The sequence below is a fragment of the Micromonospora sp. SYSU B005 genome (assembly GCF_055362685.1).
Genome location: NZ_JAXCFU010000001.1, coordinates 634,322 through 660,999, shown reverse-complemented (window position 1 = coordinate 660,999; position 26,678 = coordinate 634,322). Strand labels below are relative to the sequence as shown.

23 protein-coding genes are annotated in these 26,678 nt (G+C 72.1%); 12 read left to right on the top strand and 11 right to left on the bottom strand.

Annotated elements, in window-relative coordinates; all coding sequences use genetic code 11:
• Positions 1–154: 154 nt before the first annotated feature.
• Entirely contained in the window at positions 155–1,819 is a 1,665-nt protein-coding gene (locus SM452_RS03155) for a glycoside hydrolase family 10-like protein (RefSeq protein WP_463839262.1), read from the bottom strand.
• Positions 1,820–2,091: 272 nt separating this feature from the next.
• Between SM452_RS03155 and SM452_RS03150 the strand changes: the two genes are divergently transcribed.
• On the top strand, positions 2,092–3,585 hold the full coding sequence (locus tag SM452_RS03150) for an amino acid permease (RefSeq protein ID WP_463839261.1): 1,494 nt from the start codon (positions 2,092–2,094) through the stop codon (positions 3,583–3,585).
• 44 nt (positions 3,586–3,629) lie between these two features.
• Here the strand turns inward: SM452_RS03150 and arfA are convergent, their stop codons facing one another.
• Positions 3,630–5,138, bottom strand: a complete 1,509-nt coding sequence (gene arfA, locus SM452_RS03145; protein WP_463839260.1) for an arabinosylfuranosidase ArfA — start codon at positions 5,136–5,138, stop codon at positions 3,630–3,632.
• 150 nt (positions 5,139–5,288) lie between these two features.
• Between arfA and SM452_RS03140 the strand changes: the two genes are divergently transcribed.
• Positions 5,289–6,287: a LacI family DNA-binding transcriptional regulator gene (locus SM452_RS03140; RefSeq protein ID WP_262013156.1), complete on the top strand. Its 999-nt coding sequence runs from the start codon at positions 5,289–5,291 to the stop codon at positions 6,285–6,287.
• A gap of 155 nt (positions 6,288–6,442) precedes the next feature.
• Here the strand turns inward: SM452_RS03140 and SM452_RS03135 are convergent, their stop codons facing one another.
• From SM452_RS03135 to SM452_RS03125, 3 genes are all read right to left on the bottom strand, one after another.
• Positions 6,443–7,168, bottom strand: a complete 726-nt coding sequence (locus SM452_RS03135; RefSeq protein WP_463839259.1) for a methyltransferase domain-containing protein — start codon at positions 7,166–7,168, stop codon at positions 6,443–6,445.
• 405 nt (positions 7,169–7,573) lie between these two features.
• Positions 7,574–7,891 carry a hypothetical protein gene (locus tag SM452_RS03130; RefSeq protein WP_262013154.1) on the bottom strand — a complete coding sequence of 106 codons (318 nt, stop codon included), beginning with the start codon at positions 7,889–7,891 and terminating at the stop codon, positions 7,574–7,576.
• 38 nt (positions 7,892–7,929) lie between these two features.
• The gene (locus SM452_RS03125; RefSeq protein WP_450068363.1) at positions 7,930–9,567 is read right to left on the bottom strand and encodes an ABC-F family ATP-binding cassette domain-containing protein; all 1,638 of its coding nucleotides are present in this window, start codon (positions 9,565–9,567) and stop codon (positions 7,930–7,932) included.
• A gap of 85 nt (positions 9,568–9,652) precedes the next feature.
• Here SM452_RS03125 and SM452_RS03120 point away from each other — a divergent pair, with 85 nt between their 5' ends.
• From SM452_RS03120 to SM452_RS03110, 3 genes are all read left to right on the top strand, one after another.
• Positions 9,653–10,423, top strand: coding sequence for an ROK family protein (locus SM452_RS03120; RefSeq protein WP_463839258.1), 771 nt, complete (start codon positions 9,653–9,655; stop codon positions 10,421–10,423).
• An 88-nt stretch (positions 10,424–10,511) separates the two neighbouring features.
• Positions 10,512–10,874 (top strand): tetratricopeptide repeat protein, encoded by a 363-nt coding sequence (locus SM452_RS03115; protein ID WP_018787684.1) that lies wholly within the window; start codon positions 10,512–10,514, stop codon positions 10,872–10,874.
• A 59-nt stretch (positions 10,875–10,933) separates the two neighbouring features.
• Positions 10,934–11,188, top strand: a complete 255-nt coding sequence (locus tag SM452_RS03110; protein ID WP_013288724.1) for a Smr/MutS family protein — start codon at positions 10,934–10,936, stop codon at positions 11,186–11,188.
• A gap of 25 nt (positions 11,189–11,213) precedes the next feature.
• On the opposite strand, the gene SM452_RS03105 is transcribed toward SM452_RS03110, so the two are convergent.
• From SM452_RS03105 to SM452_RS03090, 4 genes are all read right to left on the bottom strand, one after another.
• Entirely contained in the window at positions 11,214–11,924 is a 711-nt protein-coding gene (locus tag SM452_RS03105) for a hypothetical protein (RefSeq protein WP_262013151.1), read from the bottom strand.
• A 157-nt stretch (positions 11,925–12,081) separates the two neighbouring features.
• Positions 12,082–12,630: a YciI family protein gene (locus tag SM452_RS03100; protein WP_463839257.1), complete on the bottom strand. Its 549-nt coding sequence runs from the start codon at positions 12,628–12,630 to the stop codon at positions 12,082–12,084.
• A 4-nt stretch (positions 12,631–12,634) separates the two neighbouring features.
• Positions 12,635–13,030, bottom strand: a complete 396-nt coding sequence (locus SM452_RS03095; protein ID WP_357211558.1) for a hypothetical protein — start codon at positions 13,028–13,030, stop codon at positions 12,635–12,637.
• Positions 13,031–13,183: 153 nt separating this feature from the next.
• Complete coding sequence (locus tag SM452_RS03090) at positions 13,184–15,562, bottom strand: M28 family peptidase (RefSeq protein WP_463839256.1); 2,379 nt, start codon at positions 15,560–15,562, stop codon at positions 13,184–13,186.
• Between the two features lie 220 nt (positions 15,563–15,782).
• Between SM452_RS03090 and SM452_RS03085 the strand changes: the two genes are divergently transcribed.
• From SM452_RS03085 to SM452_RS03055, 7 genes are all read left to right on the top strand, one after another.
• A complete protein-coding gene (locus tag SM452_RS03085) occupies positions 15,783–17,021 on the top strand; it encodes a PP2C family protein-serine/threonine phosphatase (RefSeq protein WP_355506040.1) in 1,239 nt (412 codons plus the stop codon).
• Positions 17,022–17,041: 20 nt separating this feature from the next.
• Positions 17,042–18,781 (top strand): sensor histidine kinase, encoded by a 1,740-nt coding sequence (locus tag SM452_RS03080; RefSeq protein ID WP_262013146.1) that lies wholly within the window; start codon positions 17,042–17,044, stop codon positions 18,779–18,781.
• Complete coding sequence (locus SM452_RS03075; RefSeq protein ID WP_194801487.1) at positions 18,778–19,230, top strand: response regulator; 453 nt, start codon at positions 18,778–18,780, stop codon at positions 19,228–19,230. Before SM452_RS03080 ends, SM452_RS03075 begins: the two co-directional genes overlap by 4 nt.
• Complete coding sequence (locus SM452_RS03070) at positions 19,223–20,032, top strand: inositol monophosphatase family protein (protein ID WP_194801486.1); 810 nt, start codon at positions 19,223–19,225, stop codon at positions 20,030–20,032. The genes SM452_RS03075 and SM452_RS03070 overlap by 8 nt, the downstream gene beginning before the upstream one ends.
• Positions 20,033–20,216: 184 nt before the next feature.
• Positions 20,217–21,254, top strand: a complete 1,038-nt coding sequence (locus SM452_RS03065) for a coiled-coil domain-containing protein (RefSeq protein WP_262013145.1) — start codon at positions 20,217–20,219, stop codon at positions 21,252–21,254.
• Positions 21,255–21,290: 36 nt separating this feature from the next.
• Positions 21,291–22,847: a fused MFS/spermidine synthase gene (locus SM452_RS03060; RefSeq protein WP_355506043.1), complete on the top strand. Its 1,557-nt coding sequence runs from the start codon at positions 21,291–21,293 to the stop codon at positions 22,845–22,847.
• Between the two features lie 71 nt (positions 22,848–22,918).
• Positions 22,919–24,538, top strand: a complete 1,620-nt coding sequence (locus SM452_RS03055; RefSeq protein ID WP_262013143.1) for a serine/threonine-protein kinase — start codon at positions 22,919–22,921, stop codon at positions 24,536–24,538.
• 80 nt (positions 24,539–24,618) lie between these two features.
• Here SM452_RS03055 and SM452_RS03050 read toward each other — a convergent pair whose 3' ends face one another.
• Positions 24,619–25,287 carry a potassium channel family protein gene (locus tag SM452_RS03050; RefSeq protein WP_463839255.1) on the bottom strand — a complete coding sequence of 223 codons (669 nt, stop codon included), beginning with the start codon at positions 25,285–25,287 and terminating at the stop codon, positions 24,619–24,621.
• The gene (locus SM452_RS03045) at positions 25,277–26,611 is read right to left on the bottom strand and encodes a TrkH family potassium uptake protein (RefSeq protein ID WP_457113901.1); all 1,335 of its coding nucleotides are present in this window, start codon (positions 26,609–26,611) and stop codon (positions 25,277–25,279) included. The genes SM452_RS03050 and SM452_RS03045 overlap by 11 nt, the downstream gene beginning before the upstream one ends.
• Between the last annotated feature and the right edge of the window lie 67 nt (positions 26,612–26,678).

The window sequence follows — 26,678 nt, the reverse complement described above, 5'->3', positions numbered from 1 at the left end:
CCTCCGGGGGTGGTGGCCGGGATCTCCGGATGTCGACAAGTGTCGATCAAAGGGGTGAGCTGGGGCGATGCCTCGGGGAACGGCTCGCTGACATCCGCCTGAACAGACGAATGCCCCCGGGCCGGCGAGGCGGCCCGGGGGCATTCGGGGTGAATCAGCGCACGAAGCGCGGCGGGCTCGCCGGGCTCTCGTTCGCCAGCCGGTCCAGCGCGGTCACGTAGTACGTGTACCGGGCGCCGTCGGCCGCCGTCGTGTCCACCCAGGACTGCACGGCGCCGTCGGTGGCCCGGACGGTGCCGACCAGGTGCGAGGCGTCCGCGAAGTCGCAGCGCCCGGCCAGGCCGTGCCCGTCGAACCGGTAGATCGCGTACGACGCGGCGGTGCCGAGCGGGCCCTTGCCGTCGGCCGGCTGACGCCAGCTCAGGCGTACCCCGTCCGCCTCCCGCTGGGCCTTGGTGACCACCGGGAACAGCAGCGGCTTGCGCGGCAGGTGCGTCATGGTGGGCACCAGCGCCGGGCGGGAGTAGTGCTCGGCCGCGTAGATGTCGGTGGCGCCGAGCCGGTTGGCCCGCACCTGCACCGCGGAGAAGTGCACGTTGCCGAGCACCTCCGGGTACGACCGGTTGAGCGTCAGGTGGTTCGACAACTCCTGCGGGTTCATCCAGAACGACCCGTACGCCGGGTCTCCGCTCTTGTAGTCGGCCTGGCCGATGTAGAGCTGGACGTCGGTGCCGCGCACCTGCTCGGCCCACCACGGCACCAGCCGGGCGTAGTCGGCGGCCGGGTACTGGCCGATGTACCAGTAGAGCTGCGGCACGATGTAGTCGATCCACTCCTCCTTGACCCACTTGCGGGAGTCGGCGGAGATGATGTCGTACGACTGCGAGCCGGTGGTGTCCGAACCGTTCGGGTCGGCCGACGCGTTGCGCCAGATGCCGAACGGGCTGACGCCGAACTTCACATACGGCTTGACCGCCTTGATCTTGGCGTTCATCTCCTGGATCAGCAGGTTGATGTTGTCCCGCCGCCAGTCGGCCTTGTCCGTGAAGCCCCGGTTGTGCGCCGCGAACGTGGCGTCGTCGGGCACCTGGTGGGTGCCGCTCGGGTACGGGTAGAAGTAGTCGTCGAAGTGCACGCCGTCGATGTCGTACCGCTTGACCGCGTCCATCATCGCGGTCTGGACGAACTCGCGGACCTCGGGGACGCCGGGGTTGTAGTAGAGCCGGCTGCCGGCGACGCCGGCGGGCGGGTAGGCGAAGACCCAGTCGGGGTGCTGGCGGGCCGGGCTGTCCGGGGCCAGCTGCGACAGGTCGGCGCCGGCGCCGCCGGGCGCGGGCATCGACACGCGGTACGGGTTGAACCAGGCGTGGAACTCCAGGTTGCGCTTGTGCGACTCGGCGACCAGGAAGTCCAGCGGGTCCCAGCCGGGGTTCTTGCCGCGTACGCCGGTCAGGTACTCCGACCAGGGCTCGTACGGCGAGGGCCAGAACGCGTCGGCGGTCGGGCGGACCTGGACCACGACGGCGTTGTGGTTGAGCTTCTGGGCCAGGTCGAGCCAGGCCAGGTATTCGGCCTTCTGCTTGGCCACCTGGTCCGGTGCGGTCCAGGAGTCCTTGCTGGGCCAGTCGATGTTCGTCACCGAGGCGATCCACATGGCCCGGAACTGGCGCTTGGGGGTGGCCGGGTCGGTGACGCAGTCGGTGGAGGGGAAAGTGGCGGTGCCGGTGTCGCCGGGGGCGGCCTGCGCCGGCGTGCCGGCGACCAGCGTGCCGAGCAGCGCCGCGGCCAGCGCGGCGGCTCCGAGCCGAGTTGCCTTCATGCGGTGCGGTCCCTTCGTCGGGTCCGGGGGGACGGTCGGCGGCGGAGCGTACGGCAAGATTCGCCGTGCCATCCATGCCGCCGGTAGAAAACTTTCATCTATCCGTGCCCGGCGCAAGACCCCGACCGGTGATCGATGTCCCGCGCCGTCCGACTCGGCCGGATCGTGACGATTCCGAGACACACGGTGCGGGATTGGAGCGGAAAACGGCTGGGTAGCTTGCCGGTCGCAGACCGCCACCGTGGCGGCCACACGGCGGGGGAGGTGATCAGATGTCGGTCCTGCGTACCAAGCCGATCGGCGACGTGCTCGCCCAGGGCGACGCCGACGGCGAGGACGGCAAACCGGGCCTGCGGCGCCGGCTCGGCGCGGTCGACCTGATGGGCTTCGGCATCGGCATCGTGATCGGCACCGGCATCTTCACGCTCACCGGCGTCGAGGCGCGCAACAGCGCCGGGCCCGGCGTGGTGATCTCGTTCGGCATCGCCGGCCTGGTCGCGCTGCTCGCCGCGCTCTGCTACGCCGAACTCGCCAGCAGCGTGCCGACCGCCGGCAGCGCCTACACCTACGCGTACGCGACGATGGGCGAGATCGTCGCCTGGATCATCGGCTGGGACCTGCTGCTGGAGTTCGCGCTCGGCGCGGCGGTGGTGGCCCGCGGCTGGTCCGGCTACCTCGCCGACCTGTTCGGCCTGCCCAGCGCCTGGTTCGCCGAAGAGGGCAGCGTCGTCAACCTCGGCGCGATCGGCATCGTGCTGGTGCTCGGTGTGGTCGCCATCGTCGGCATCCGCGAGTCGGCCCGGGTCACCAACCTGCTGGTGCTGGTCAAGGTGGCGATCTGCGCCTTCGTCATCATCGCCGGGCTGTTCTTCGTCAAGGCGGCCAACCTCAGCCCGTTCATCCCCTCCGCCGAGCCGGCCGGCGCCGGGGACGACGGCATCAAGCAACCGGTCACCCAGGCCATCTTCGGGCTGGAACCCTCCGTCTTCGGCTTCGTCGGGGTGCTCACCGCCGCCGCCGTGGTGTTCTTCGCGTACACCGGGTTCGAGGCCGTGGCGAACCTGGGTGAGGAGACCCGCAAGCCCAAGCGGGACCTGCCGCTGGGTCTGCTCGGCACGCTGCTCATCTCGACGGTGCTCTACATCGGCGTCTCGCTGGTCGTGGTCGGCATGGTCAAGTACACCGAGATCGACGAGGGCGCGCCGATCGCGTCCGCGTTCCGGGCGGTCGGCGCCGGCTGGGCCGCGGTGCTCGTCTCCATCGCCGCCGTCGCCGGGCTCACCAGCGTGATCCTGGTCGACCTGGTGGCCATGGGCCGGATCGGCTTCGCCATCGCCCGGGACGGGCTCATCCCGCCCGCCATCGCGAAGGTGCATCCGCGCTGGGGCACGCCGTACCGGATCGCCGGGATCATGACGATCGCGGTGGCGCTGCTCGCCGGTTTCCTGCCGCTGTCCGCGCTTGCCGACCTGGTCAGCATCGGCGCGCTCTGCGCGTTCACGCTGGTCGCGATCGCGGTGCCGATCCTGCGCAAGCGCCGCCCCGAGCTGGAGCGGCCGTTCAAGGTGCCGTTCTCGCCGGTGCTGCCGATCGTCACCGCCGTGGCGTGCCTCTACCTGAGCCTGAACCTGTCGGTGGAGACCTGGCTGCGGTTCCTCGCCTGGATGCTGATCGGCGCGGTCATCTACTTCGGGTACGGCCACCGCAAGAACCGGCTCGCCCGTCACGAGCACTCGGACACCCCCGAGCCCACCCCCACCCCCTGAGGCGGGCCCTTCTCCTACCGGAGGCGTTAACAAGGGGCCCTTCCTTACGCCGGCGCGAAGCGCAGCAGGTTCCAGGAGGTGGCCGGCAGCAGCACGGAGACCCGGCCGCCGTCGACGGTGGGAGTGGTGAGGTCCCGGGGCGTGACCCGCTCCGGGCCCGCTTCGGTGTTCGTGGCGTCCGGGTCGGTTCCGGCCGCCACCGTGGTGTGCGCCTCGGCCCGCAGGCCGGGCAGGCCGCGCAGGTCCAGGTCGAGCGGGACGTCCTGCGAGCTGCGGTTGACCGCGAAGACGGCCAGCGCGCCGGTCTCCTCGTCGTGCACGGCGACGGTGTCCAGCGCGGGCACGTCGCCGTACCGCGGGGTCTCGTAGGTGGGGCCGGTGGGCTCGGTCCGCAGCACGGTGCCGCGGGCGTACCGGGCGGTCAGCGCGAACGGGTGGAAGATGCTCTGCCGCCAGGCCGGACCGCCGTTGCGGGTACGGATCGGGGCGATCACGTTGGCGAGCTGCGCCTGGCAGGCCACGCCGATGCGGTCGGCGTGCCGGAGCAGGGTGATCAGCAGATCGCCCACCACCACCGCGTCGACGGCCGTGTAGTCGTCCTCGATCAGCGCCGGCGCCTCGACCCAGCCGCGCCGGTCCAGGTCGGACTGGAGGCGGGACTGGTACCAGACGTTCCACTCGTCGAAGGAGATCTTCAGCTTGCGCTTCTGCCGCAGCTTGGCGCCCACGTAGTCGGCGGTGGCGACGACCTCGGTGATGAAGGCGTCCATGTCGACGGCGGAGGCGAGCAGGCTGGCCCGGTCGCCGTCGGAGGGGTCGTAGTAGGTGTGGGCGGAGATGTAGTCGACGTGCTCGTAGGTGTGCTCCAGCACCGTCGCCTCCCACGCGGCGAACGTGGGCATGCCCCGGCCGGAGCTGCCGCAGGCGACCAGGCTGATCGACGGGTCGATCATCTTCATCGCGCGGGCGGTCTCGGCGGCGAGGCGGCCGTACTCGTCGGCGGTCTTGTGCCCGACCTGCCACGGTCCGTCCATCTCGTTGCCGAGGCACCACAGCCGCACCCCGTACGGCTGTTCGGCGCCGTGCTTGCGGCGCAGGTCGGACAGTCGGGTGCCGCCCGGGTGGTTGGTGTACTCCAGCAGGTCGAGCGCCTCGGTCACGCCGCGGGTGCCGAGGTTGACCGCCATCATCGGCTCGATCCCGGCCTCGGCCGCCCAGGTCATGAACTCGTCGAGCCCGAACTCGTTTGTCTCGATCGTCTTCCAGGCCAGGTCGAGCCGGCGCGGGCGGTCGCCGACCGGGCCGATGCCGTCCTCCCAGCGGTAGCTGGAGACGAAGTTGCCGCCCGGGTAGCGGACCACTGAGACGCCCAGCTCACGGGTCAGGTCCAGCACGTCGCGCCGCAGCCCTCGCCGATCGGCTGTGGGGTGGCCCGGTTCGTACACCCCGCCGTAGACGCAGCGGCCCATGTGCTCGACGAAGGAACCGAAGATCCGGCGGTCCGCCGGCGCGACCCGGAACGCCGGGTCGATCGTGAGCTGCGCGTTCGGCACGATGCCAACCTCTCCCTCGCTGCTGGTGCGGGTGACCGCTGTCACTCCGCTGTCAGTGGTTTGTACAACGTTGTAAGCGCCCGTGTAAAGAGGCAGTCGCGTCGTCGTGGCGCGGTACAGTGCGGCCAGCGTTCACCGGAAGGGAGTGCAGTGCGGCACAGGCTCAAGGACGTCGCGGAGCGCGCCGGAGTGTCGGTGAAGACCGTCTCCAACGTCGTCAACGGCTACCAGCACGTGCGCGCCGACACCCGGGCCCGCGTCGAGGAAGCCATCGCCGCGCTCAACTACCGGCCCAACCTGTCGGCCCGCAACCTGCGCAAGGGGCGCACCGGGGTGATCGCGCTGGCCGTACCCGAACTGGACATCCCCTACTTCGCCGAGCTGGCCCGGCACGTCGTCACCGCCGCCGCCGACCACGGCTGGACGGTGCTGATCGACCAGACCGGCGGCCGGTCCGAGCAGGAGCGCAAGGCCGCCAGCGGGATCGGCGACCACATGATCGACGGCCTGATCCTGAGCCCGCTCGCGCTCACCGCCGACGACCTCGCCGCGCTGGCCGGCCTGCCCATGGTGCTGCTCGGCGAACGCGTCGACCACGGCTCCGCCGACCACGTCATGATCGACAACGTGGCCGCTGCCCGCGAGATCACCGCCCACCTGATCGGGCTCGGCCGCCGCCGGATCGCCGCGATCGGCTCCCAGTGCACCCCCGAGGGCGCCAGCGCCCGGCTCCGCCTGGCCGGCTACACCGCCGCGCTGACCGAGGCCGGCATCGCCTACGACGATCGCCTGGTGGCGCCCGCGCCGGCCTGGCACCGCGCGGACGGCGCCGCCGCCATGCGGCACCTGCTCACCACGGGGGTACGCCCCGACGCCGTCTTCTGCTTCAACGACACGCTCGCGCTCGGTGCGCTGCGTGCCCTGCACGAGATGGGCCTGCGCGTGCCCGAGGACGTCGCGGTGGCCGGCTTCGACGACATCGAGGACGGCCGCTTCTCGATCCCGACGCTGACCACGGTCGCCCCCGACAAGGAGCGCATCGCCCGCCTCGCGGTAGAGCTCCTGGCGGGCCGCCTGGGCCAAGACCGCGACTCCCCACCGCGCGAGCTGGTGGCCCCCCACCACGTGGCCCTCCGCGAGTCCGCCTAACCCGCCCTCTCTTAGCCCTCGTGCCCCTCTTGGCCCTCTTAGCCCTCTTAGCCCTCTTAGCCCCGTCGATCATGAAGTTGACGGCGAAGTCGATCTCCTTGAGTGCCGTCAACTTCATGATCGACGGGGTGGTCCCTGGGGCGGTCGGCGCGGCTTCAGTCGAAGAAGCGGGCCAGGTGGGAAGAGGGTGGGGCGGGGGCGTCCGGCGGCAGGGGAGTCAGGTCGGCGAAGATCGAGGCGCCGTCGCAGCCGACGTGCAGCGGATACCAGCGCGGCGTACCAGGTGGGCGCTGACCGCAGATGCCCTTGAACGTCTGCACGTCGAGCAGGCGTACGTGCGTCGGGTCGGCCACCGCGTTGACGTGCCGCCACCAGGGGCTCATCACGTGCAGCACCCCGCCCGGGCGCAGCGCCCGGTGGCACTCGTCGAACAGCGGCAGGAAATCGATCAGATGCTCGACGATGTGCACCGCGAAGAACACGTCCACCGAGTCGTCGCGCAGCGGCAGCGAGCCGGCCAGGTTGGCGACCGCGTTCACGCCCGGCGCCGGATAGATGTCCAGCCCCAGGTTGCCCGGCCACTGCTTGGTCGCGCCGCAGCCCAGGTCGACCACGACCGGCGCCTGCCCGGCCACTGTGACCCGGCACCAGACCCCGAGTACGCCGGACAGCCGGCCGATCAGCTCCCGTACCAGCCGTAGCTGTTCCGGGTCGGCGACCTCGCCGGTCAGGTGCGCGACTCCACGATCGAAGCGCACCTCGACAGCCGTCCCGCGCAGCCGCTCGTCGTGCCGGACCATGTCGGCCCACGCCTCGGCGAGGAAGCCGTCGGTCTGCCGGAGTCGCTCACCCGAGAGCGCGGTCTGCCCCATCGCCACCATGCGCCACCTCCGGCGGCCCGTTACCCCCGATTCGCTCCGATATACCCCGCCAGCCCGCCCCCGTCCGCCCCGGCCCCCGCTCAGCCGCGCCCCGCCCGCGTCGGCCCCGCCCGGCCCGCGCCCCCCAGCCCTCCGTCCGCCCCGCCTGTCGCCCGTGATCAAGGACTTTGTGTCCCCGGACGACGCCCTCGAGGACACAAACTCCTTGATCACCGGCGTGTGCCTGAGATCTTGGAAGATTTCGGCCCCTATGGGGGCACTTTCCTTCCAAGATCTCCCGCGACTCGGGCTGCGGCGCTGATCAAGGAGTTTGTGCTGGCGCCCGCGGCGTGGATGGACCCAAACTCCTTGATCACCGCCGGTCTCGGGTCGGGTTGTGCGCGGTGAGGGCGGGGGAGAGGGCGGTCAGGGGGAGAGGGTGCGGCGGACTGCGCGGGAGCCTCGCATGCGCTGGCGCGGCTGGGCAGCCGCTGCCTTCGGGCGCTTGAGGTGGTAGCGGTGCAGCTCGTTGTTGCCCGGCAGCGACGGGTCCTCGCTCATCGCGACCAGTTCCCAGCCCTGGTCACCGGCCCGGTTCAGGTGGGCCAGCGCGGTGTCGCCGTACGGCGTCACGTCGATCATGGAGCCGTCCGGGCCGTACCAGATGAAGACGACCTCCCACCCGGCGTCGGTGGCGGCGGCCTGGCGGCGGCGGACCAGCAGCGCGTACTCCCACTTGAGCATGCGCTCATTGTGGACCCGCGCGCGCCGGTCGGCACGGATCAGTGTTCGGCGATCCGTCCGTCCGCCACGCGCAGCCGCCGGTTCACGCTCACCGCGTCGAGCATCCGCCGATCGTGGGTCACCAGCAGCAGCGTGCCGGGATAGGTGGCCAGCGCCGACTCCAACTGCTCGATCGCGGCCAGATCGAGGTGGTTCGTCGGCTCGTCGAGCACCAGCAGGTTGACGCCACGCCCCTGGAGCAGGGCCAGCGCGGCCCGGGTCCGCTCGCCGGGGGACAGCGTCGCCGCCGGCCGCAGCACATGCTCGGCGCGCAGCCCGAACTTCGCCAGCAGCGTCCGCACGTCCGCCGGGGCCAGATCGGGTACGGCGGCACCGAACGCGTCGAGCAGCGGCTGGTCGCCGAGGAACAGTCCCCGGGCCTGGTCGACCTCGCCGACCACCACACCCGGGCCGAGCGCGGCGTGCCCCTCGTCCAGCGGCAGCCGGCCGAGCAGCGCGGCGAGCAGGGTGCTCTTGCCGGAGCCGTTCGCCCCGGTGATCGCCACCCGGTCGGCCCAGTCGATCTGCAGGTCCACCGGGCCGAGCGTGAAGCCGCCACGGCGTACCACCGCTCCTCGGAGCGAGGCCACGACGGCGCCGGCGCGGGGCGCGGCGGCGATCTCCATCCGCAGCTCCCACTCCTTGCGCGGCTCGTCGACCACCTCCAGCCGCTCGATCAGCCGGGCGGTCTGCTTGGCCTTCGCGGCCTGCTTCTCGGTCGACTCGGCGCGGTACTTGCGGCCGATCTTGTCGTTGTCGGTGGCCTTGCGGCGGGCGTTCTTGACGCCCTTCTCCATCCACGCCCGCTGGGTGCGGGCACGCGCCTCCAGGTCGGCCTTCGTGTCGGCGTACTCCTCGTACTCCTCGCGGGCGTGGCGGCGCGCCACCTCCCGCTCCTCCAGATAGGCCGCGTAGCCACCGCCGTAGTGCTTGACCTGCCGCTGGTGCAGGTCAAGCTCGACGATCCGGGTGACGGTGCGGGTGAGGAACTCCCGGTCGTGGCTGACCACCACGGTCCCGGCGCGCAGCCCGGTGACGAAGCGTTCCAGCCGGTCCAGCCCGGCCAGGTCGAGGTCGTTGGTGGGCTCGTCGAGCAGGAAGACGTCGTACCGGCTGAGCAGCAGCGACGCGAGCCCGGCGCGGGCGGCCTGCCCGCCGGACAGACCGGTCATCGGATGGTCCAGGCCCACGTCGAGACCCAGCTCCGCGGCGACCTGCGCGGCCCGCTCGTCCAGATCCGCGCCGCCGAGGTCGAGCCAGCGTTCCAGAGCATTCGCGTACGCGTCGTCGGCGCCCGCCGCCCCGGCGGTGAGCGCCTCGGTGGCGGCATCAAGCGCGGCCTGCGCGGCGGTCACCCCGGTGCGCCGGGCCAGGAACTCGCGGACCGTCTCGCCGGGCCGGCGCTCCGGCTCCTGCGGCAGGTAGCCGACCGTCGCCGTGGGCGGGCTGAGCGAGACCGAGCCCTGCTCGCGGGGGACAAGGCCGGCGAGGGTACGCAGCAGCGTGGACTTGCCCGCGCCGTTGACCCCGACCAGCCCCACCACGTCGCCGGGCGCGACGACGAGGTCGAGGTCTTCGAAGAGGAGGCGGTCACCGTGGCCGGCGGTGAGGTCCTTGGCGATCAACGTGGCGCTCATCAGATGACCGAGCCTACCGGCGGGCGCATCCGGATTACCGTGACCCGCGCTCGCGGCGGCGCCGGTCTGAGGGAGACTCACAGCCGTGGTGACCACACTGGCGATCGACTGTGGTGGTGGCGGGATCAAGGCCTCCGTACTGGATGCCGCCGGAACCATGCGTGCGCGGCCGTTGCGCGTGCCCACGCCGTACCCGTTGCCGCCGGCCTTGTTCGTCAAGACGCTGCTGGATCTCGGCGCCCGCCTGCCTGCGGCGGACCGGCTCACCGTCGGCATGCCCGGCATGATCCGGCACGGCGTCGTGGTGGCGACGCCGCACTACGTGACCCGCTCCGGGCCGCGCAGCCGCGTCGACCCCGAGCTTCTGGCCGAGTGGTCCGGGTACGACGCGCGCACCGCGCTGGCCGAGGCGTCCGGCGTGCCGGCGCTGGTGCTGAACGACGCCGAGGTGCACGGCGCGGGCGTGGTCGCCGGGACCGGCTGCGAGCTGGTGCTGACGCTCGGCACCGGGCTGGGCAGCGCGCTGTTCGACGGCGGGGTGCTGGCGCCGCACTTGGAGCTGTCGCACGCGCCGGTGCGGTGGAACACCACCTACGACACGTACGTGGGCGAGCCGGAACGGCGGAGGCTCGGCGACGCGTTCTGGTCGCGGCGGATCCGGCAGGTGGTGGACGGCCTGCGGCCGGTGTTCCGGTGGGACCGCCTGTATCTCGGCGGCGGCAACTCGCGGCTGATCCGGCCCGAGCAGGTGGCCCGGATGGGCGACGACGTGGTGATCGTCCCGAACACGGCCGGAATCGTCGGTGGTGTCCGGGCCTGGGACCTGGTCGGCGGCCGGTACGACCCGACCACCTGATCTTCGCAGGGCAGGAACACTCGCGCTCGCGCCGGTGTTGTGCCAGCGTCGGACCTAGGGCCTGGCGCGACACGAGGAGGTGGGTCGAGTGGATCTTCTGGCGGAGTACCGGCGGGCGACCATGTTCTTCGAAGCGGGTGACCCGACCGGAGCGGCCCGGCTGCTCGAACCGATCATCGAGGCGGAGCCGGACAACTCCTCGGTCCGGCAGCTGCTGGCCCGCGCGTACTTCCAGTCGGCCCAGCTCAACCGGGCCGAGGAGCAGCTGCGCGAGCTGGTCGACCGGGACCCGAGCGACCACTACGCGCACCACGTGCTCGGCCGCACGCTGGAGCGGATGAACCGGCCGGTGGACGCGCTGCGGCACCTGCGCATCGCGGCCGCGATGTACTCGACGAACACCGACTACGCCACCGCCCTGCGCCGGGTGGAGGGCAAGGTCGGTCGTTGACCGATGACGCGGAAGGGCAGCCCGGGCGGGCTGCCCTTCCGCGTACCTAGGATGGGACCGTGAAGCTCAAGCTCGACCTCCACGACATCTACAACAAGGGCCACGACATCGATCGTGCGCTGCGCGGGATCATGGACGAGGCGGTCGCGAAGAAGGCCACGCTCGTGGAGATCATCCCGGGTAAGGGGTCGGGCGCGCTCAAGAAGAAGGTGCTGCGCTTCCTCGACCAGAAGGACGTGAAGCAGCTCTACCACCGGGTCGAGAAGGACTCGAAGAACTTCGGCCGCCTGTTCGTGCACTTCCGGTGGAAGTAGAGGCCGCCTGCGTCTGCTCCCACGATCAGGCCGCGGTGAGCACCGTCATGGGGGAGCCGAAGGTGGTTGTTCCGGGGCCGTGCCCGATGCCGACCAGGACCCGGTTGCCGAGCGGCGCGGCCAGGCGCACCACCACCTCGCGATCCTCGGCGTAGTCCAGTCGGATGCCGTCCCCGTCGTGGGTGACCTCCACCGGTTCGACGAGCACCGCGGTGTCCGTCTCATGCACCAGGGCGTCTGGGTAGTCGGCGTATTGCGCGGGCGTTCCGATGAACCGGAACGTCAGAGTGCGCCCATCGTTCGCGAGCATGGCCTCCTCGTGATGAATGGCGCCCACACCGGGGGGCCGCCATGTCATCCGACGTTCGAAGTCCGGGTCCATGGCGATGAACGGCCATCGCCGGTCCTCGGGGTACATCATCCACGCCGGGAGTTCGCGGACACCTCGATCGGTGGCGAACGGCCCGTCCCCGCGGATGATGTTCGCCAGCGGTCTCTGCGCCCCGGTCTGCACGTCACGGCAGTACTTGACGGCGTGCGGCCTGAGCTCCGGCGGCAGGTCGGACTCTGGAACGCCGGGAGCGTCGAACGACGCCCGCCACTGGGTGTCCACCATGAGTCGGTCGAGCGCTGTGACGCCCATCGCTGTCAGCACGATCGGACGCGGCTCGCGGTGAACGGGGAAACCGTCCCACATCGCCAACGCCTGCCGTACACACTCCGGATCGCTTGGCACGTCGCCAGCCTAGCCACCTGTGGACACTTGGCGGCGTGCCCCAGTCGGCGAACCGCCCTCGCCGCACCGACAGAGCCTGTGCAGTTCGCCGAGCCGCACGTCGCCTACGACATAAGGGAATACCGTGAGACCCGGTTGGGAGATCACGAGTAGCCGGTTACGCCGGGCGTCCGCCGAACACCCAGTTGTGCACCTCGACCTCGGCGTACCGGTCGGCGGACAGCACGGCGCGCGCCTCGTCCGGCCCGGTCGCCCGCACCAGCGCCGCCGTCCCCACCCACGTCACGCCGTCGTCGGACAGCAGCGGCCCGTACGCGATCAGGTCGTCCTGCCGCCGCGGCAGCACCGGACCGGCGCTCTGCTCCGGACCGAGGCCGAGTACCAGGTAGCGGTTGCCGCCCGTCCGGCCCCCGGTGAACTCCCACATGGTGCGGCCCAGCATGTTCCACCACCGCCGCAGCATCACGTCCCGGTACGCGCCGGCCTGGTAGTTGGGCTCGTCGAAGGCGAACGTCCGGGCGGCGGCAGGGTCGGGCAGGCTCAGGATGTGCACGCTCCCGGTCGGCGAGCCGTCGTCGGCGAGGGTCGGCCCGCGAGCGATCATCTGCTCCGCGTACCGGTCCATGTAGGCCCAGTGCTCCTCGACCAGGTCACTCCGCAACGCCATCGAGCCGAGCCGGTCCCGGTGGTAGCAGAAGAAGTCCATGCCCTCAGCCGGCCAGCTCGGTGGAGCCGTCCCAGCCGTTGTATCCCTGCTGCGTCATCCGGCCGTCGGCGTAGGTGTAGGACCAGCGTTCGCCCGTCTCGCCCTCGAACCGGACGGTTCCCGCGCGTACGAACGGGGCCAGCGCGACGTAGAAGGCGATGGCCTGGCCCGACCACTTGAAGTCGTCCCGGCTTTGGCCGACTTCGATCCAGTCGCCGTCGCGGACGAACGTGGCCGCACCCACCCACGCCATGTCGGTCAACGTCTCGGGCGTGGGCGGCAGGTCCGGGTCGAACCAGCCATCCCGCTGGGAGCAGGCGACCCGGACAGCGGCGAGAGCGGCCGCCTCGTCGCCCTCGGGAAGGTGCAGGCGGCCGGACGGCTCCACGTTGTATCCCACGGCACCGATGCTAGGGAGATCCACCGACGCTGTCAGACCCGCTCGCGGGACCATGCCGACTTCAGTACGCCGAAGTGGCGGTATCCCCGCGCGGGGATACCGCCACTTCGGCGAGATGGTGCCGATCAAGCGCTGGTGTCGATCAAGCGGCGGTCAGAGCGGGTACGTGCGCGCCACCGCCAGCATCTCCGAACTGTGCGAGCCGACCACGCCCACACCCTCCGGCCGGGGCCGGAACCCGGGCACGGAGGACAGCCCGTCACTGGCGTCCATCGCCCGCACCGACACGGCACCGCCGCGCGGCACGAGCGTCAGCGTCACCTCGACGCCCTCCGGCGGCGGGGCGTGGAACACGATCCCGAATCCCCACTTCCCGTCGCCCGGCTCGACCGGCACGCTCCGCCCCGCCACCGTGGCGGACCGCACTGTGGCGGTGCTGGTGTCGACGTGCAGCGTGAGCAGGCGTACCTGCCGCTGCGGCACCACCCGTACCCGCAGCACACGCTGGTCGCCCGAAGTGCTGTCGGAGAGCGTCTCCAGCTTCGGCGCGGGCAGGGGCGCGGCGGTTGCCGGCCCGGCGCGCATCTCGCCGTCGCCCAGCCCGGGGAAGTCGTCGGCCAGCGAGATGCTCCGGTCGACGTAGCCGTCGGTCCAGGGCTGCGGCTTCTCCTCGCGAGTCAGCCACGCCGCCTTCCCGGTGCCCGCGTCCAGCGCGTACATCAGATGGGTCGGCACGGGATGTGCGGCGTCGAAGCGGTCCACTGCGAGGCCGACCCCGGCGAGCACCACCGCCGCCAGCGCGGCGGCCGCGGCGGGCAGCGCGCCGAGCCGGCGTGCGCGCAGCGCGAGCAGGCCGCGCTGGCCGCCGGCCCGTGGGTGCAGCAGGTCCACCACCGGGAGTACGGCGAGGCCGAGCAGCACCGCGACGAGCGCGGCTACCGCGCCCATGCCCATGCCGAGCGCCGGGAACAGCAGCACCACCGGAGGCAGCAGGATCACCACTGCCACCGCGGCGGCGAGCGTCACCGCGACCACCGGCCACGGTCCGTCGCGGCGGGTGGCGAGCGCGGCGAAACCGGCGAGCGCGCCGGCCAGCGCCGGCACTGTCGTCAGGTACGCCCCGCCGGGTACCGCCACGGCGAGCAGCACACCGAACACGGCCAGCCAAGCCAGTCCGCCGAACGCCAGCGCGGCCGGGCCGACGCGGCGGCGCAGCAGCGCGTACCAGCAGAACAGCACCGCGGCGGCGAGCGCCACGACGGCGAGCCGGTACGCCACCGGGCGGTACGGGTCGAGCAGTTCGGCGTACCCGGGCCGGACCGTGGTGATCGCGGCCCAGAGCAGCCACGCGCCGAGCGGGGCCACGACGATCGGCGCCAGGGTCAGGCCGAAGCCGGCGGCGAGCGTGCCGGCGGTGGCCCGGCCCCGGATGCGCAGGAGCCAGCCGAGGGCGCCGACGGCGAGCAGCGCGACCACGGCGAGCGGCACCGTCAGCCAGCCGGAGTAGCGGACCAGCCCGCCGAGCACCGGGAAGTAGGTGTCGTCGTGGCCGGCGCGCAGGTCGTCCAGGTCGGTACGGCCGAACTCGCGGGCCAGGCCGAGCGCGTTGTCACCGTGCATCTGGAGGCTGCCCCGGTCCATCCGGGCCGGCACGTCCAGCGGGGTGTGGTAGATCGCGCCGCCGTCGATGTAGGCGGAGTTGAGTCCGACGAACTTCCGGTCGAGGAAGGCGGTGAAGTCGGTGTCGTTCGGCAGCGCCCGGTAGATCTCCACCGCGAACGAGGTGCCCACCGGGTGCGGGGCGGCCTTGCCGAAGATCTCCACCAGCTTCGCGTTGTCCCGGGACGTCTCGAACATGATCACTGGGCCGGTGGAGCCGCGCGCCTCCAGGTTGAGCACCACCCCGCCGTCGCGGGCGAGCGGGTGGTAGGCGGCGAACCCGGCGGCCCCGCACAGGCACGCCTCCTCCGCGTCGGTCAGCACGAAGACGATGTCGTTGCGGGGGCGCGGGCCGGTGGTCAGCGCCCGGGCCACCTCCAGGATCGCGGCGGTGCCGGCCGCGTCGTCGTTGCCGCCCGGCCCGGTCTGCACCGAGTCGTAGTGCGAGACCAGGAACACCTTCCCGGTCGGGTCGGTGCCGGGCAGCCGGGCCACCACGTTGCGGACCCGGGCCAGCGTCGCCCCGCCCGCCGCGCCGGACAGCTGCCCGGCCTCGGGCGCCACCGCGTCCTGCACCTCGGTCTGAAGGCCCAGCCCGCGCAGCGTCGCCACCAGGTGCTCGCGTACCCGGTCGTTTGCGGCGCTGCCCGCCACGTGCGGCTCGGCCGCGATCACCTCGACGTTGCGGAAGGCGCGGGCGGCGCTGAAGTCGCCGGCGGGCGCGTCCGCCGGACGTGGTGTCGGGGTGGAGAGGCCGACCAGGACGCCCGCCCCGACGGCGAGCAGCGCGACGAGCGCGGCCAGGGCGGCGATCGGCCGGCGGCGGGGCCTGCTGAACGCGCGGTCGGCGGGGCGGGTGGGGGGTGCGCCCACGGGGACTCCTCGGGGTGGATCAACGGGGTGGGATCATCCTGCACCCCCGGGGGCCGCGGCGGCAGTCCTCGGTCGGTGCGCTGCGGGCGTGACAGCGCTCCCGGCGTAACATCGTGGGTCGACCGTGCCGCTGTCGGGGTGGGACCGTTGTGTCAGCCAGGATCAGCAGGGCATTCGGAAGGAGTCCGACATCACCAGCGAACTCCCGCGTCTCGCGGCGGTGACCCGACCGGTGCGGCCGGCCGGCGCGCCGGGTGCCGTCCGCGTGCCGTCGGCCGGGGCGGGGCTGCACGGTGGCGTACCGCCGGGCGAGCGGCTGCGGGTGCTGCTGGTCGAGGACGACGAAGGCGACGCCTTCCTGGTCGGTGAGCTTCTCGCCGAGACCAACTCGATGATCGACCTGCTGGTCGCCACCAGCCTCAGCGAGGCCCGGCAGCGGGTGATGGGCGTGGACTGCGTCCTGCTCGACCTGGGCCTGCCCGACGCGCAGGGCCTGGACGGGCTGCGCCGGGTGCTGGAGATGGCCAGCGGCGCGGCGGTCTGCGTGCTGACCGGCCGCTCGGACGAGCACCTGGGCATCGTCGCGGTCGCCGAGGGAGCGCAGGACTACCTGGTCAAGGGCCAGGTCGACGGGGTCCTGCTGACCCGGGCGCTGCGGTACGCCGTCGAGCGCAAGCGGGCCGACGAGAACGCCCGCCGGCTGCGTGAGGTGGAGCTGCGCCAGGCCGAGTCCGCCCGCCTGGAACGCGGCCTGCTGCCGCAGCCGCTGATGACCACCGACGAGGTGTCGGTGCACACGTTCTACCGGCCCGGCCGGCACGCCGCGCTGATCGGCGGCGACTTCTACGACGTGGTGCAGACCCGGCCGGACCGGATCGATTTCATCGTCGGCGACGTCTGCGGGCACGGCGTGGACGAGGCCGCGCTCGGCGTCGAACTGCGCGTGGCCTGGCGGGCCCTGGTGCTGGCCGGGGTGCCGGACGACGAGGTGCTGCCCGCGCTGGAGCAGGTGCTGATGAGCGAGCGCCGCCTCCAGGAGATCTTCGCGACGGTGGCCACCACCCGGCTCGACCTGGCGTCGGCACGGGCCACCGTACGGCTCGCCGGTCATCCGCCGCCGCTGCTGCTCAGCGGCGGGAAGGTCGCGCCGGTACCGGCCAAGGGCGGGTTGCTGCTGGGCGTACGCCCGCGCCGCCCGGTCGCCTTCGACCTGGAGTTCGACACCGACGACTGGTCCCTGCTGATGTACACCGACGGCCTGATCGAGGGCCGGGTGGACGGCGGTGACGAACGGCTCGACGTACCGGGTCTGACCGGGCTGCTCGCCGACCCGGCGAACCGGGCGGTGCCGCTGGCCGAGCTGCCCGCCTGGCTGGTCGGGCGGGCCGAGCAGATAAACGGCGGCCCGCTCGCCGACGACGTGGCGATGTTGCTGGTGACCCGCGGTAGTGGTCGTTGAAGGGCTACGGGGAGGAACCTGTGAAGGCGTACCAGCAGGGGTGGACCCTGCGACGGCGGGTGGTCGCGCTCCTCGGCGTGGTGGTGGTGCTGCTGCTCGGGCTGGCCGCCGCGGAGGCGGCGGTCGCGGCGAAGAACCGGCAGAACATCGATGCGGTGCTGCTCAAGACCGGCCCGCTGCGCGTGCAGGCGCAGGAGCTGATGAGCGTGCTGCTCGACCAGGAGACCTCGGTTCGCGGGTACGCGGTGAACGGCGACCGCAGCGACCTGGAGCCCTACCGGGAGGGCGTGCAGCGCGAGCAGAGTCTGGTCACCTCGATCCGGAACCTGTCGGCCGACTACCCGGACGTGCGCCGGTCGCTGGAACTGGTGGAGCAGGAGACCGCGCAGTGGCGGGCCCAGGTGGCCGAGCCGGTGATCACCACAGTCGAACGCGCCGGCCCCGCGGCCGGACAGGCGCTGATCACCGACGCGACGCGGCAGCAGTTCGACGGCATCCGTACGTCGGTGAACACGCTCCAGGAAGAGATCCTCACCGTCCGGCAGGAGACCGCCGAGCGCGTCAACTCGACGAGCAACACGCTGGTCGTGCTGCTGATCATCGCCGCGCTGGTGGTGACGACGGCCGGCGTGGTCATGCTGGTCTCGCTGGACCGGATCCTGATCCGCCCGCTGGCCGACCTGGTCGGCCAGGTGCGCGAGGTGGCCGACGGCGACTACCGGCACCGCATCGAGGGGTCCGGCCCGCCGGAGTTCCGCCGGCTCGCCGACGACATCGACCAGATGCGGATGAAGATCGCCCGCGAGCTGGACGAGGTACGCGAGGCGCGGGAGCGCATCGAGTGGGTGAACGGCCAGTTGCAGAAGCAGGCCGAGGAGCTGACCCGCTCCAACCGTGACCTGGAGCAGTTCGCGTACGTGGCCTCGCACGACCTCCAGGAGCCGCTGCGCAAGGTGGCGAGCTTCTGCCAGCTGCTGCAGCGGCGCTACGCCGGGCAGCTCGACGAGCGGGCCGACCAGTACATCGCGTTCGCGGTGGACGGCGCGCAGCGCATGCAGCGGCTGATCAACGACCTGCTGGCGTTCTCCCGGATCGGCCGGCTGACCACCGGTTTCACCGAGGTCGACCTGAACAAGGTGATGGGCGACGTGGCGGGGCAGACCGAGGCGGCGCTGCAGTACGCCGACGCGGACCTGACCTGGGGCGAGATGCCCACCATCCGCGGCGAGGAACCGCTGCTGACGAACCTGCTGGTCAACCTGGTCAGCAACTCGGTGAAGTTCCGCCGGCCCGACGTGCCGCCGAAGGTGCACGTGTCGGCGCGGCTGGTGGACGGCGAGTGGGAGATCAGCTGCCGGGACAACGGCATCGGGATCGAGCCGGAGTTCGCCGACAAGATCTTCGTGATCTTCCAGCGGCTGCACTCCAAGGACGCGTACCCGGGCACCGGCATCGGACTGGCCATCGTCAAGAAGATCGTGGAATATCACGGCGGCCGGGTCTGGGTGGACACCGACGCCGACGAGGGCACCACCATCCGGTTCACGCTGCCCGCGCTGGAGGCCGACATCGAGGCCGCCAAGGCGGCGGAGGCGGCGGCGGACGAGGACACGACGGACGCCGCGGAGCCGGCCGCCGAGGGCGCCGACGGTGACCCGGCGGACGGCGGGCGGCAGCCGGACGGCGAGGCACGCGAAGAGCCGCCCGCGGAGGCGGACCGACACGGTACAAACGGTGGCATGAAGGAGACGGTGGCATGACCGCGCCCGCGGACGGCAAGAGCCCGATCGAGGTCCTGCTCGTCGAGGACGACCCCGGCGACGTGCTGATGACCCAGGAGGCGTTCGAGGAGCACAAGCTCCGCAACCGCCTCACCGTCGTCTCCGACGGCGCCGAGGCGCTCGCCTACCTGCGCCGCGAGGGCCGGTACGCGGACGCGGTGACGCCCGACCTGATCCTGCTCGACCTGAACCTGCCCCGCCGCGACGGCCGGGAGGTGCTCAAGGAGATCAAGAAGGACGAGGAACTGCGCCGCATCCCGGTCGTGGTGCTCACCACCTCGCAGGCCGACGAGGACATCCTGCGCAGCTACCAGCTGCACGCCAACGCCTACGTGACCAAGCCGGTGGACTTCGAGCGCTTCATCTCGGTGGTCCGCCAGATCGACGAGTTCTTCGTCAGCGTGGTCAAGCTGCCGCCGCGTGGCTGACCCGCTGCTGGACGACGTCGGCGCGCTGCTGAAGGAGGCGGCGGCCAAGGTCGTCGTGCCGTTGTTCCGCCGGCTCGACGCGTCCGACATCTCCGAGAAGGCGCCGGGCGAGGTGGTCACCGTCGCCGACCGCGAGGCCGAGGTGCTCATCTCCGAGGGCCTGCGGCGGCTGCGTCCCGGCTCGGTGGTGGTCGGCGAGGAGGCCGTCGCCGAGGACCCGGACCTGCTGCGGCACCTGCGCGGCAGCGGCGACGTGTGGCTCGTCGACCCGGTCGACGGCACCTCCAACTTCGCCGCCGGTCGCCGGCCGTTCGCGCTGATGGCGGCGCTGCTCACCGACGGCGTACCGGTGGCCTCCTGGGTGTACGACCCGCTCGACGGCACGATGGCGGCGTGCCGGCTCGGTGCCGGCACCGAGCTGGACGGGGCGTCGCTGAGCGCGCCGCCGGCCGAGCCGCGGGTGGGCGCGCTGCGCGGCACCGCGGCGACGAAGTTCCTGCCGCCGGACTTCCGCCGCCGGGTGGAGGAGGGCGGACGCCGCATCGGTGAGCTGCTGCCCGGCCAGCACTGCGCCGGCCGGGAATACCTGGACGTGCTCACCGGCGAGCAGCAGTTCGTGCTGTTCTGGCGCACCCTGCCGTGGGACCACACACCCGGCACGTTGCTGGTGCGCGAGGCCGGTGGCGTGGCCCGCCGGTTCGACGGCGCCGACTACCACCCGGCCGACGACGGCCGGGGACTGCTCGTGGCGTCGAGCCCGGAGATCTGGGACGAGGTGAGCGCCGCCCTGCTGGGCGGTTGAGCGGCGTTGTGCGACGGGCACGGCACGCTGCGTCGATGTCGGACGCCGTACGCCGTCGCCGGCCTGGCGCGTCGCGCGTGGTCCGGTATCGTGACCGGCGGTCTCCGCCAGCAGGCCGCCGTCCGGCGCCGGCGGAGACGCCGCTCGGTGTACGGGGGCCGGCGGTCGACGGAAGGACCAACACGTGCCCAGGACCAGCCCTACCGGCCGGCGCGTCCGGCGGTCGCTGCTCGCCGCGCTCGCCGCGGTGGCCGTGCTGCTCGGCTCCGGCGTGGCCGCCGGCCCGGCCGCCGCCGTACCCAGCCCGAACGCCCCGAACGAGGGCGGCAGCAAGCAGCTGCGGGCGGCGTTGGAGGCGGCGGCGAAGGGCCACATCGAGGCCCAGAACAAGCTGGAGAACTCCAAGCGCCGGCAGAAGGCGCTCGCCGCCCAGCTCAAGGATGTCGAGGTACGCCTCGTCGGGCTCAGCGCGCAGGCCGGTGAGGTCGCCGCGCAGTCGTACCGGATGGGCCGGCTGACCGCGACGTCGATGCTGCTGGCCAGCGCCGACCCGAACGACTTCCTCAAGCGCGCGGCCGAGCTGGACGTGATGGCCCAGCGGGACAGCAAGCGGCTGCGGGAGCTGGCCGACGCGAAGGCGCAGGCGGCCGAGGCGAAGCTCGCCATCGACGCCGAGGTGCGCGAGCAGGCCAAGCAGGTCGCGGTGCAGGCCCGCAAGAAGAAGGACGCCGAGGTGGCGCTGGCGAAGGTCAGCTCCGGCGCCGGGTCCGGTTTCAACGGGACCTCCTCGTCGGCGAAGCCCGCCCCGCGCAGCTCGGACGGCTCGTGGCCGTCGGAGTCCTGCTCGGTGGACGACCCGACGCCCGCGTCCGGCTGCATCACGCCGCGCACGCTGCACATGCTCCAGCAGGCCAAGGCGGCCGGTTACAAGCGCTACGCCTCGTGTCACCGCAGCGGTGGCGGCGGCGAGCACCCCAAGGGCCGGGCCTGCGACTTCTCCGCCGCCAGCGGCGGGTTCGAGGACAAGACCGCCACCGGCGGCGACAAGGCGTACGGCGACAGCCTCGCCGCCTGGGCGAAGAACAACGCGAACCGGCTCGGCATCATGTACGTCATCTGGTATCGGCAGATCTGGATGCCGAACACCGGTTGGCGCGCGTACAGCGGCGGTGGCAGCCCGGCGGCGGACCACACAAACCATGTTCACATCTCGATGTATTGACCCGGCCCGCCGCGAGCGCTGCGTAGCATCGCCACGGTGAGCAGCACATCGTCAGACGTCGTCACGGGACCGGTGGCCGACGCCCCGGTCCCGCCCCGGGCCCTGCCCAACGGGCTCGCCGCGTTCCTCGTCTTCCTCTCCAGCGGTGCCGTGCTGGTGCTGGAGACCGTGTCGCTGCGCCTGGTCGGCCCGTACGTCGGGGTGACCCTCCAGGTGACCAGCTCGGTGATCGGCATGGCGCTGGCCGCCATCGCGTACGGGGCGTGGTTCGGCGGGTGGCTCGCCGACCGGCGTGACCCGCGCACCCTGCTCGCCCCGGCGCTGGTGCTGGCCGGCATCGCCACCGCGGTCACGCTGCCGATCGTCAGGTACGCCGGTGAGGCGCTGCGCGGCGGCGCGGCGAGCGCGGTGCTCCTGCTGACCGCGCTGACCGTCCTGCTGCCGGCCGCGCTGCTGGCCGGGATCACCCCGCTCGTGGTGAAGCTCCAGCTCGCCGACCTGCGCCGGACCGGGCAGGTGGTGGGCAAGCTGTCCGGCATCGGCACGCTCGGCGGCATCACCGCCACGCTCGGCACCGGCTTCGTGCTGGTGGCGGCGCTGTCCAGCACCGTCATCGTGCTGGGGCTGGCCGCCGTGCTCGGCGTGACCGGGCTGGCGCTCGGCTTCTGGCTGCGCCGGCAGGCCGGCCCGAGCGGGCTGTCCGCGCCGAGCCGGGTCAAGGCCGCGCTGGCGCTGCTCGGTCTGGCCGCCGCCGGGCTCACCGCGGCGGCGCCGAACCCGTGCGACGTGGAGACCGCGTACCACTGCGCCCGGGTCGAGGTGGACCCGTCGTGGCCGCAGGGACGCACGCTCTACCTCAACTCGGCCGAGCACTCGTACGTCGACCTGGGCGAGCCGACCCACCTGAAGTACGCGTACACGCAGTGGATCGGCCTGGTCGCGGACGTGGCGCGGCCGGCGAAGCAGCCGATGGACGCGCTGCACCTGGGCGGCGGCGGTTTCACCGTGCCGCACTACCTGGCCGCGACCCGGCCCGGCACCGACAACCTGGTGTTCGAGCTGGACGGCGGCCTGGTCGAGCTGGACCGGCGGGAGCTGGGCCTGCGTACCGGATCGGGGATGCGCGCCGAGGTGGGGGACGCGCGGGTGCTGCTGCGCGGCGAGCCGGCCGACAGCCGCGACTTCATCGTCGGCGACGCGTTCGGCCACCTGGTGGTGCCGTGGCACCTGGCGACCCGGGAGATGGCCGCCGACATCCGGCGGGTGCTGCGCCCGGACGGGATCTACGTGCAGAACGTCATCGACTACCCGCCGGGCCGGTTCATCCGGGCCGAACTGGCCACCGTGAAGGCCGAGTTCGCGCACGTCGCGCTGATCGCCCCGCCCGGCGCGATCGACGGGAAGCAGGGCGCCAACTTCGTGATCGTCGCCTCGGACGCGCCGCTGCCGCTCGCCGCGATCCCGCCCGGCCTGAAGCTGCTGCCGGAGCCGGCCTCGCTGATGGACGAGGCGGCGGTCACCGCATGGGTGGGCGACGCGATGGTGCTCACCGATGACTACGCGCCGGTGGACCAACTGCTCGCGACCGCCTGAACGGGTGACTTTCCTGACCGATTCCGACCGCTGAGGTGTACCGGGGCCCACTTCGGGCAACAGGACCGACCATGGGTGGACCGGTCAGGAACGGCGTGCAACTGCTCGGCGAGCGATATCGACTCGTCGAGCAGTTGGGTGCGGGCGGCATGTCGGTCGTCTGGCGCGGCTACGACGAGGTGCTGGGCCGCCAGGTGGCGGTCAAGGTGCTGGCCTCGCGGCTGGCCAGCGACAAGGCGTTCCGGCACCGGATCCGGGTGGAGGCGCAGGCCGCCGCGCGGCTGTGCCACCCCAACATCACCAACGTGTACGACTACGGCGAGTCCGTGCAGGTCGGCCTGACCGTGCCGTACGTGGTCATGGAGCTGGTGGACGGCGGTCCGCTCAGCGGGCGGCTCGGCCGCGACGGGCAGCTTCCCTGGCGGGAGGCCATGACCATCGGCGCGGAGGTCGCCTCGGCGCTGGCCGCCGCGCACGCCCGCGGCGTGGTGCACCGGGACGTCACCCCGGGCAACGTGATGCTGACCCCGACCGGGGTGAAGGTCGTCGACTTCGGCATCTCGGCGCTGGTGGGGGAGAGCGACAAGGGGCCGGACGGCGCGCTGCTCGGCACGCCGGCCTACCTCGCGCCGGAGCGGCTGGACAACGGTCACGTCTCGCCCGCCACCGACGTGTACGCGGTCGGGCTGCTGCTCTACCGGATGCTCACCGGCCGCCTGCCGTGGCAGGCCAGCACCACCACCGAGATGCTGCGCGCCCACATGTACCGCGACCCGGACCCGATGCCCGCCGTGCCGGGGCTGCCCGAGCCGGTCGCCGCGCTGGTGCAGCGGTGCCTGGCCAAGCGCCCCGAGGACCGCCCGGCGACCGCCGAGGTGGCCCGTACGCTCGCCGAGGCCGCGGGTATCGCGGCGATCGTGCCGGTGTCGCCCGCGTTCGGCCGGATGGACCCGGCGCTCGCCGAGAACGCCGGTACCACGATCCTGCCGTGGTCGGCGGAGACGGACGCGCTGCCGTTCTCGGTGGTGCGGACCCGCACGAGGCGGGCGGTGGCGCGGCGGCGCAAGGTGGAGGCGGGCGTGGCCGCCGTCGGCCTGGTCGCGGTGACCGCCACCCTGTGGGGGCTGACGTCGCGGAGCCCGGCCAGCGGCGGGGTGGAGCCGACCGAGGCGCGGATGAGCATGCCCGAGCCGATCCCCTGCGCCGTCGACTACTCGCTGCGCCGCGACACCGGCAAGGACTTCTCCGCCGAGCTGACGCTCACCAACACCAGCGACCGGGAACTGCGCGGCTGGACCATGAACTTCACGTTCCCCGGCAAGCAGACGGTGACCACGGCCCAGCCGACGGCACGTCAGGTGGGGCGTACCGTCTCGATCGCCGCACCGGCGACGGACCCGGCGCTGGCGCCCGGCGCGTCGACGAAGCTGACGCTGGCCGGCCGCTACACCGGGAGCAACACGCTGCCTGTGGAGTTCACGCTCGGCGGCAGCACCTGCGGCGTGCAGGTCTCCGGCATCGCCGGTTCGGCGCCGACCACCGCGCCGCCGGTGAAGACGCCGGTCAAGCCGGCCACCAAGACCACCACCAAGAGCGGGCCGGCGAAGGCCAAACCGGCGCCGGCGAAACCGAAGCCCAAGGCCGCGCCGAAGTCCAAGGGCAAGGAGAACGGCAAGGGAAAAGCAAAGTAGACCGGCCGAAGGGGGGTGGGCACGGCAAGGGCAAGGGTCCTGGTCCCAAGAAGGGCTGACGGTCAGGTCAGTGGCTCCGGTCAGGCCAGCGCGGAGAAGCGCTGCACCTGGGTGATGCCGCCCTCCACGATGAGCACGCTGTCCGCCTCCAGCACGGTGTCCGGCCCGGCGTACCGGAACGGTTCCCCGGCCTGCTTCTCACCCACCACCATCACGCCGTACCGGTCCTGCGGTGCGATGTCACGCAGCGACCGCCCGACCAGCGGCGCCGGCACCTTGATCTTGGCGATGGCGAAGTCGTCGTCGAACTCGATGAAGTCGAGCATCCGGCTGACGATCAGATGCGCCACCCGCTCGCCGGTCTCCGCCTCCGGGAAGACCACGTGGTGCGCGCCGACCGAGTGCAGGATCTTCGCGTGTTTCTCCGAGGTGGCCCGCGCCCAGATCTGCTCGATCCCCAGCTCGGCCAGCGCCAGCACGGTGAGCACGCTCGCCTCCAGCGACGCCCCGATCGCGACCACGACCCGGCGGAAGTCCGCCAGCCCGAGCTGGCGCAGCACCACCTCCTCGGTGCTGTCCGCCTGCACCACCCGGTCCAGGTCGGACGACCAGTGCTGGACCCGGGCCGGGTCACGGTCGACCGCCAGCACCTCGTGACCGAGCCGGGACAGGGAGCCCGCCAGGCGCGCGCCGAACCGGCCCAGGCCGATCACCGCGATGCCGGTCTCCTCCGGATGTCTAGCCGACAATGGGTTGCTCCTCCGGGTAGCGGTACAGCCGTCGACGGGTGTTCAACGCGATGGCCGAGCCCAAGGTGAGCGGCCCGACCCGGCCGATGTACATGAGCGCGGTCAGCACGTACTGGCCCGGCGGCGAGAGCTGCCCGGACACCCCGACGGTCAGGCCGGTGGTGCTGAACGCGGAGGTCACCTCGAACAACGCGGCCGAGAACGACACGTGCGAGGTCAACCCGATCAGGCCGACCGTCCCGCCCGCCACCAGCGCCACGCTCAGCAGCGCCACGGTCAGCGCCTGCCGCTGGCTGGCCGCCGCCACCCGGCGGCGCCCGACAGTGGTGTCCAGCTCGCCGCGCAGCTCGGCCCAGATGGCGAAGCCGAGCAGGAAGAACGTAGAGACCTTGATGCCGCCGGCGGTGCTGGCGCTGCCGCCGCCGATGAACATCAGGCCGATCAGCATGGGGTAGCTCTCGTCGGTGAGCTGCCCGACGTTCATGACGTCGAACCCGCCGGTACGGCTCAACGCGATCTGGGTGAACGACGCCAGCAGCTTGCTCCGCACGTCGTAGGTGCCGATCGTGAACGGGTTGGCCCACTCGGCCATCAGCAGGTAGGCGACGCCGAAGACGGTCAGCACCACGCTGCCCCAGACGGTCAGCTTCGTGGCGACCGCCCAGCGCTCCGGCTGCCGCCACTCGCGTACCGCCTCGAACAGCGCCGGGAAACCGAGCCCGCCGATGATCGCGCCGATGCTGAGCGGCAGCGCCACCCAGCCGTCGCGGGCGAACGCGATCAGGCCGTCGGAGTAGAGCGCGAACCCGCCGTTGTTGAACGCCTGCACCGAGTGGAACACCGCCGACCAGAGCGCCCGGCCCGGCCGGTAGTCGTACGCCAGGAACAGGCGCGCGGCGATCACCGCGGTCATCAGGGCCTCGGTGACGAAGACCGTGGCCGCGATGCGCAACAGCAGCCGGCGTACGTCGCCGAGGCCGAACTCGGCGGTCTCCGCCTGCACGAGCAGCCGGTTACGCAGGCCGAGCTGGCGGGAGACGGCCAGGATCACCAGCGACGCCCCGGTCAGGATGCCCAGACCGCCGAGCTGCGTCAGCACGGTGATCATCACGAGCCCGAAGCCGTTCCAGTAGTTCGGGGTGTCGGTCACCGCCATCCCGGTCACCGACACCGCCGACGTGGACGTGAACAGCGCGGTGACGAACGGGGTGTACCGCTGCTCGCTGGTGGCCCAGGGCAGCATCAGCAGACCGGTGCCGGCCAGGATCACCGCCAGGAACCCCAACGGCACCAGCCGTACGGGCTTCCGGAGCAGGCGGCGCATCCCGTCATCTTCCGTCCGGAGATTCACCGGCAGGTCAGGAACCGACCAACTGGTGGTCAACCACGCC

Bases quoted from the DNA above. Each gene is read 5' to 3' on its own strand.
- SM452_RS03155 (WP_463839262.1), bottom strand. From the start codon at position 1,819: ATGAAGGCAACTCGGCTCGGAGCCGCCGCGCTGGCCGCGGCGCTGCTC.
- SM452_RS03150 (WP_463839261.1), top strand. From the start codon at position 2,092: ATGTCGGTCCTGCGTACCAAGCCGATCGGCGACGTGCTCGCCCAGGGC.
- SM452_RS03135 (WP_463839259.1), bottom strand. From the start codon at position 7,168: ATGGTGGCGATGGGGCAGACCGCGCTCTCGGGTGAGCGACTCCGGCAG.
- SM452_RS03130 (WP_262013154.1), bottom strand. From the start codon at position 7,891: ATGCTCAAGTGGGAGTACGCGCTGCTGGTCCGCCGCCGCCAGGCCGCC.
- SM452_RS03125 (WP_450068363.1), bottom strand. From the start codon at position 9,567: ATGAGCGCCACGTTGATCGCCAAGGACCTCACCGCCGGCCACGGTGAC.
- SM452_RS03100 (WP_463839257.1), bottom strand. From the start codon at position 12,630: ATGGACTTCTTCTGCTACCACCGGGACCGGCTCGGCTCGATGGCGTTG.
- SM452_RS03075 (WP_194801487.1), top strand. From the start codon at position 18,778: ATGACCGCGCCCGCGGACGGCAAGAGCCCGATCGAGGTCCTGCTCGTC.
- SM452_RS03055 (WP_262013143.1), top strand. From the start codon at position 22,919: ATGGGTGGACCGGTCAGGAACGGCGTGCAACTGCTCGGCGAGCGATAT.
- SM452_RS03045 (WP_457113901.1), bottom strand. From the start codon at position 26,611: ATGCGCCGCCTGCTCCGGAAGCCCGTACGGCTGGTGCCGTTGGGGTTC.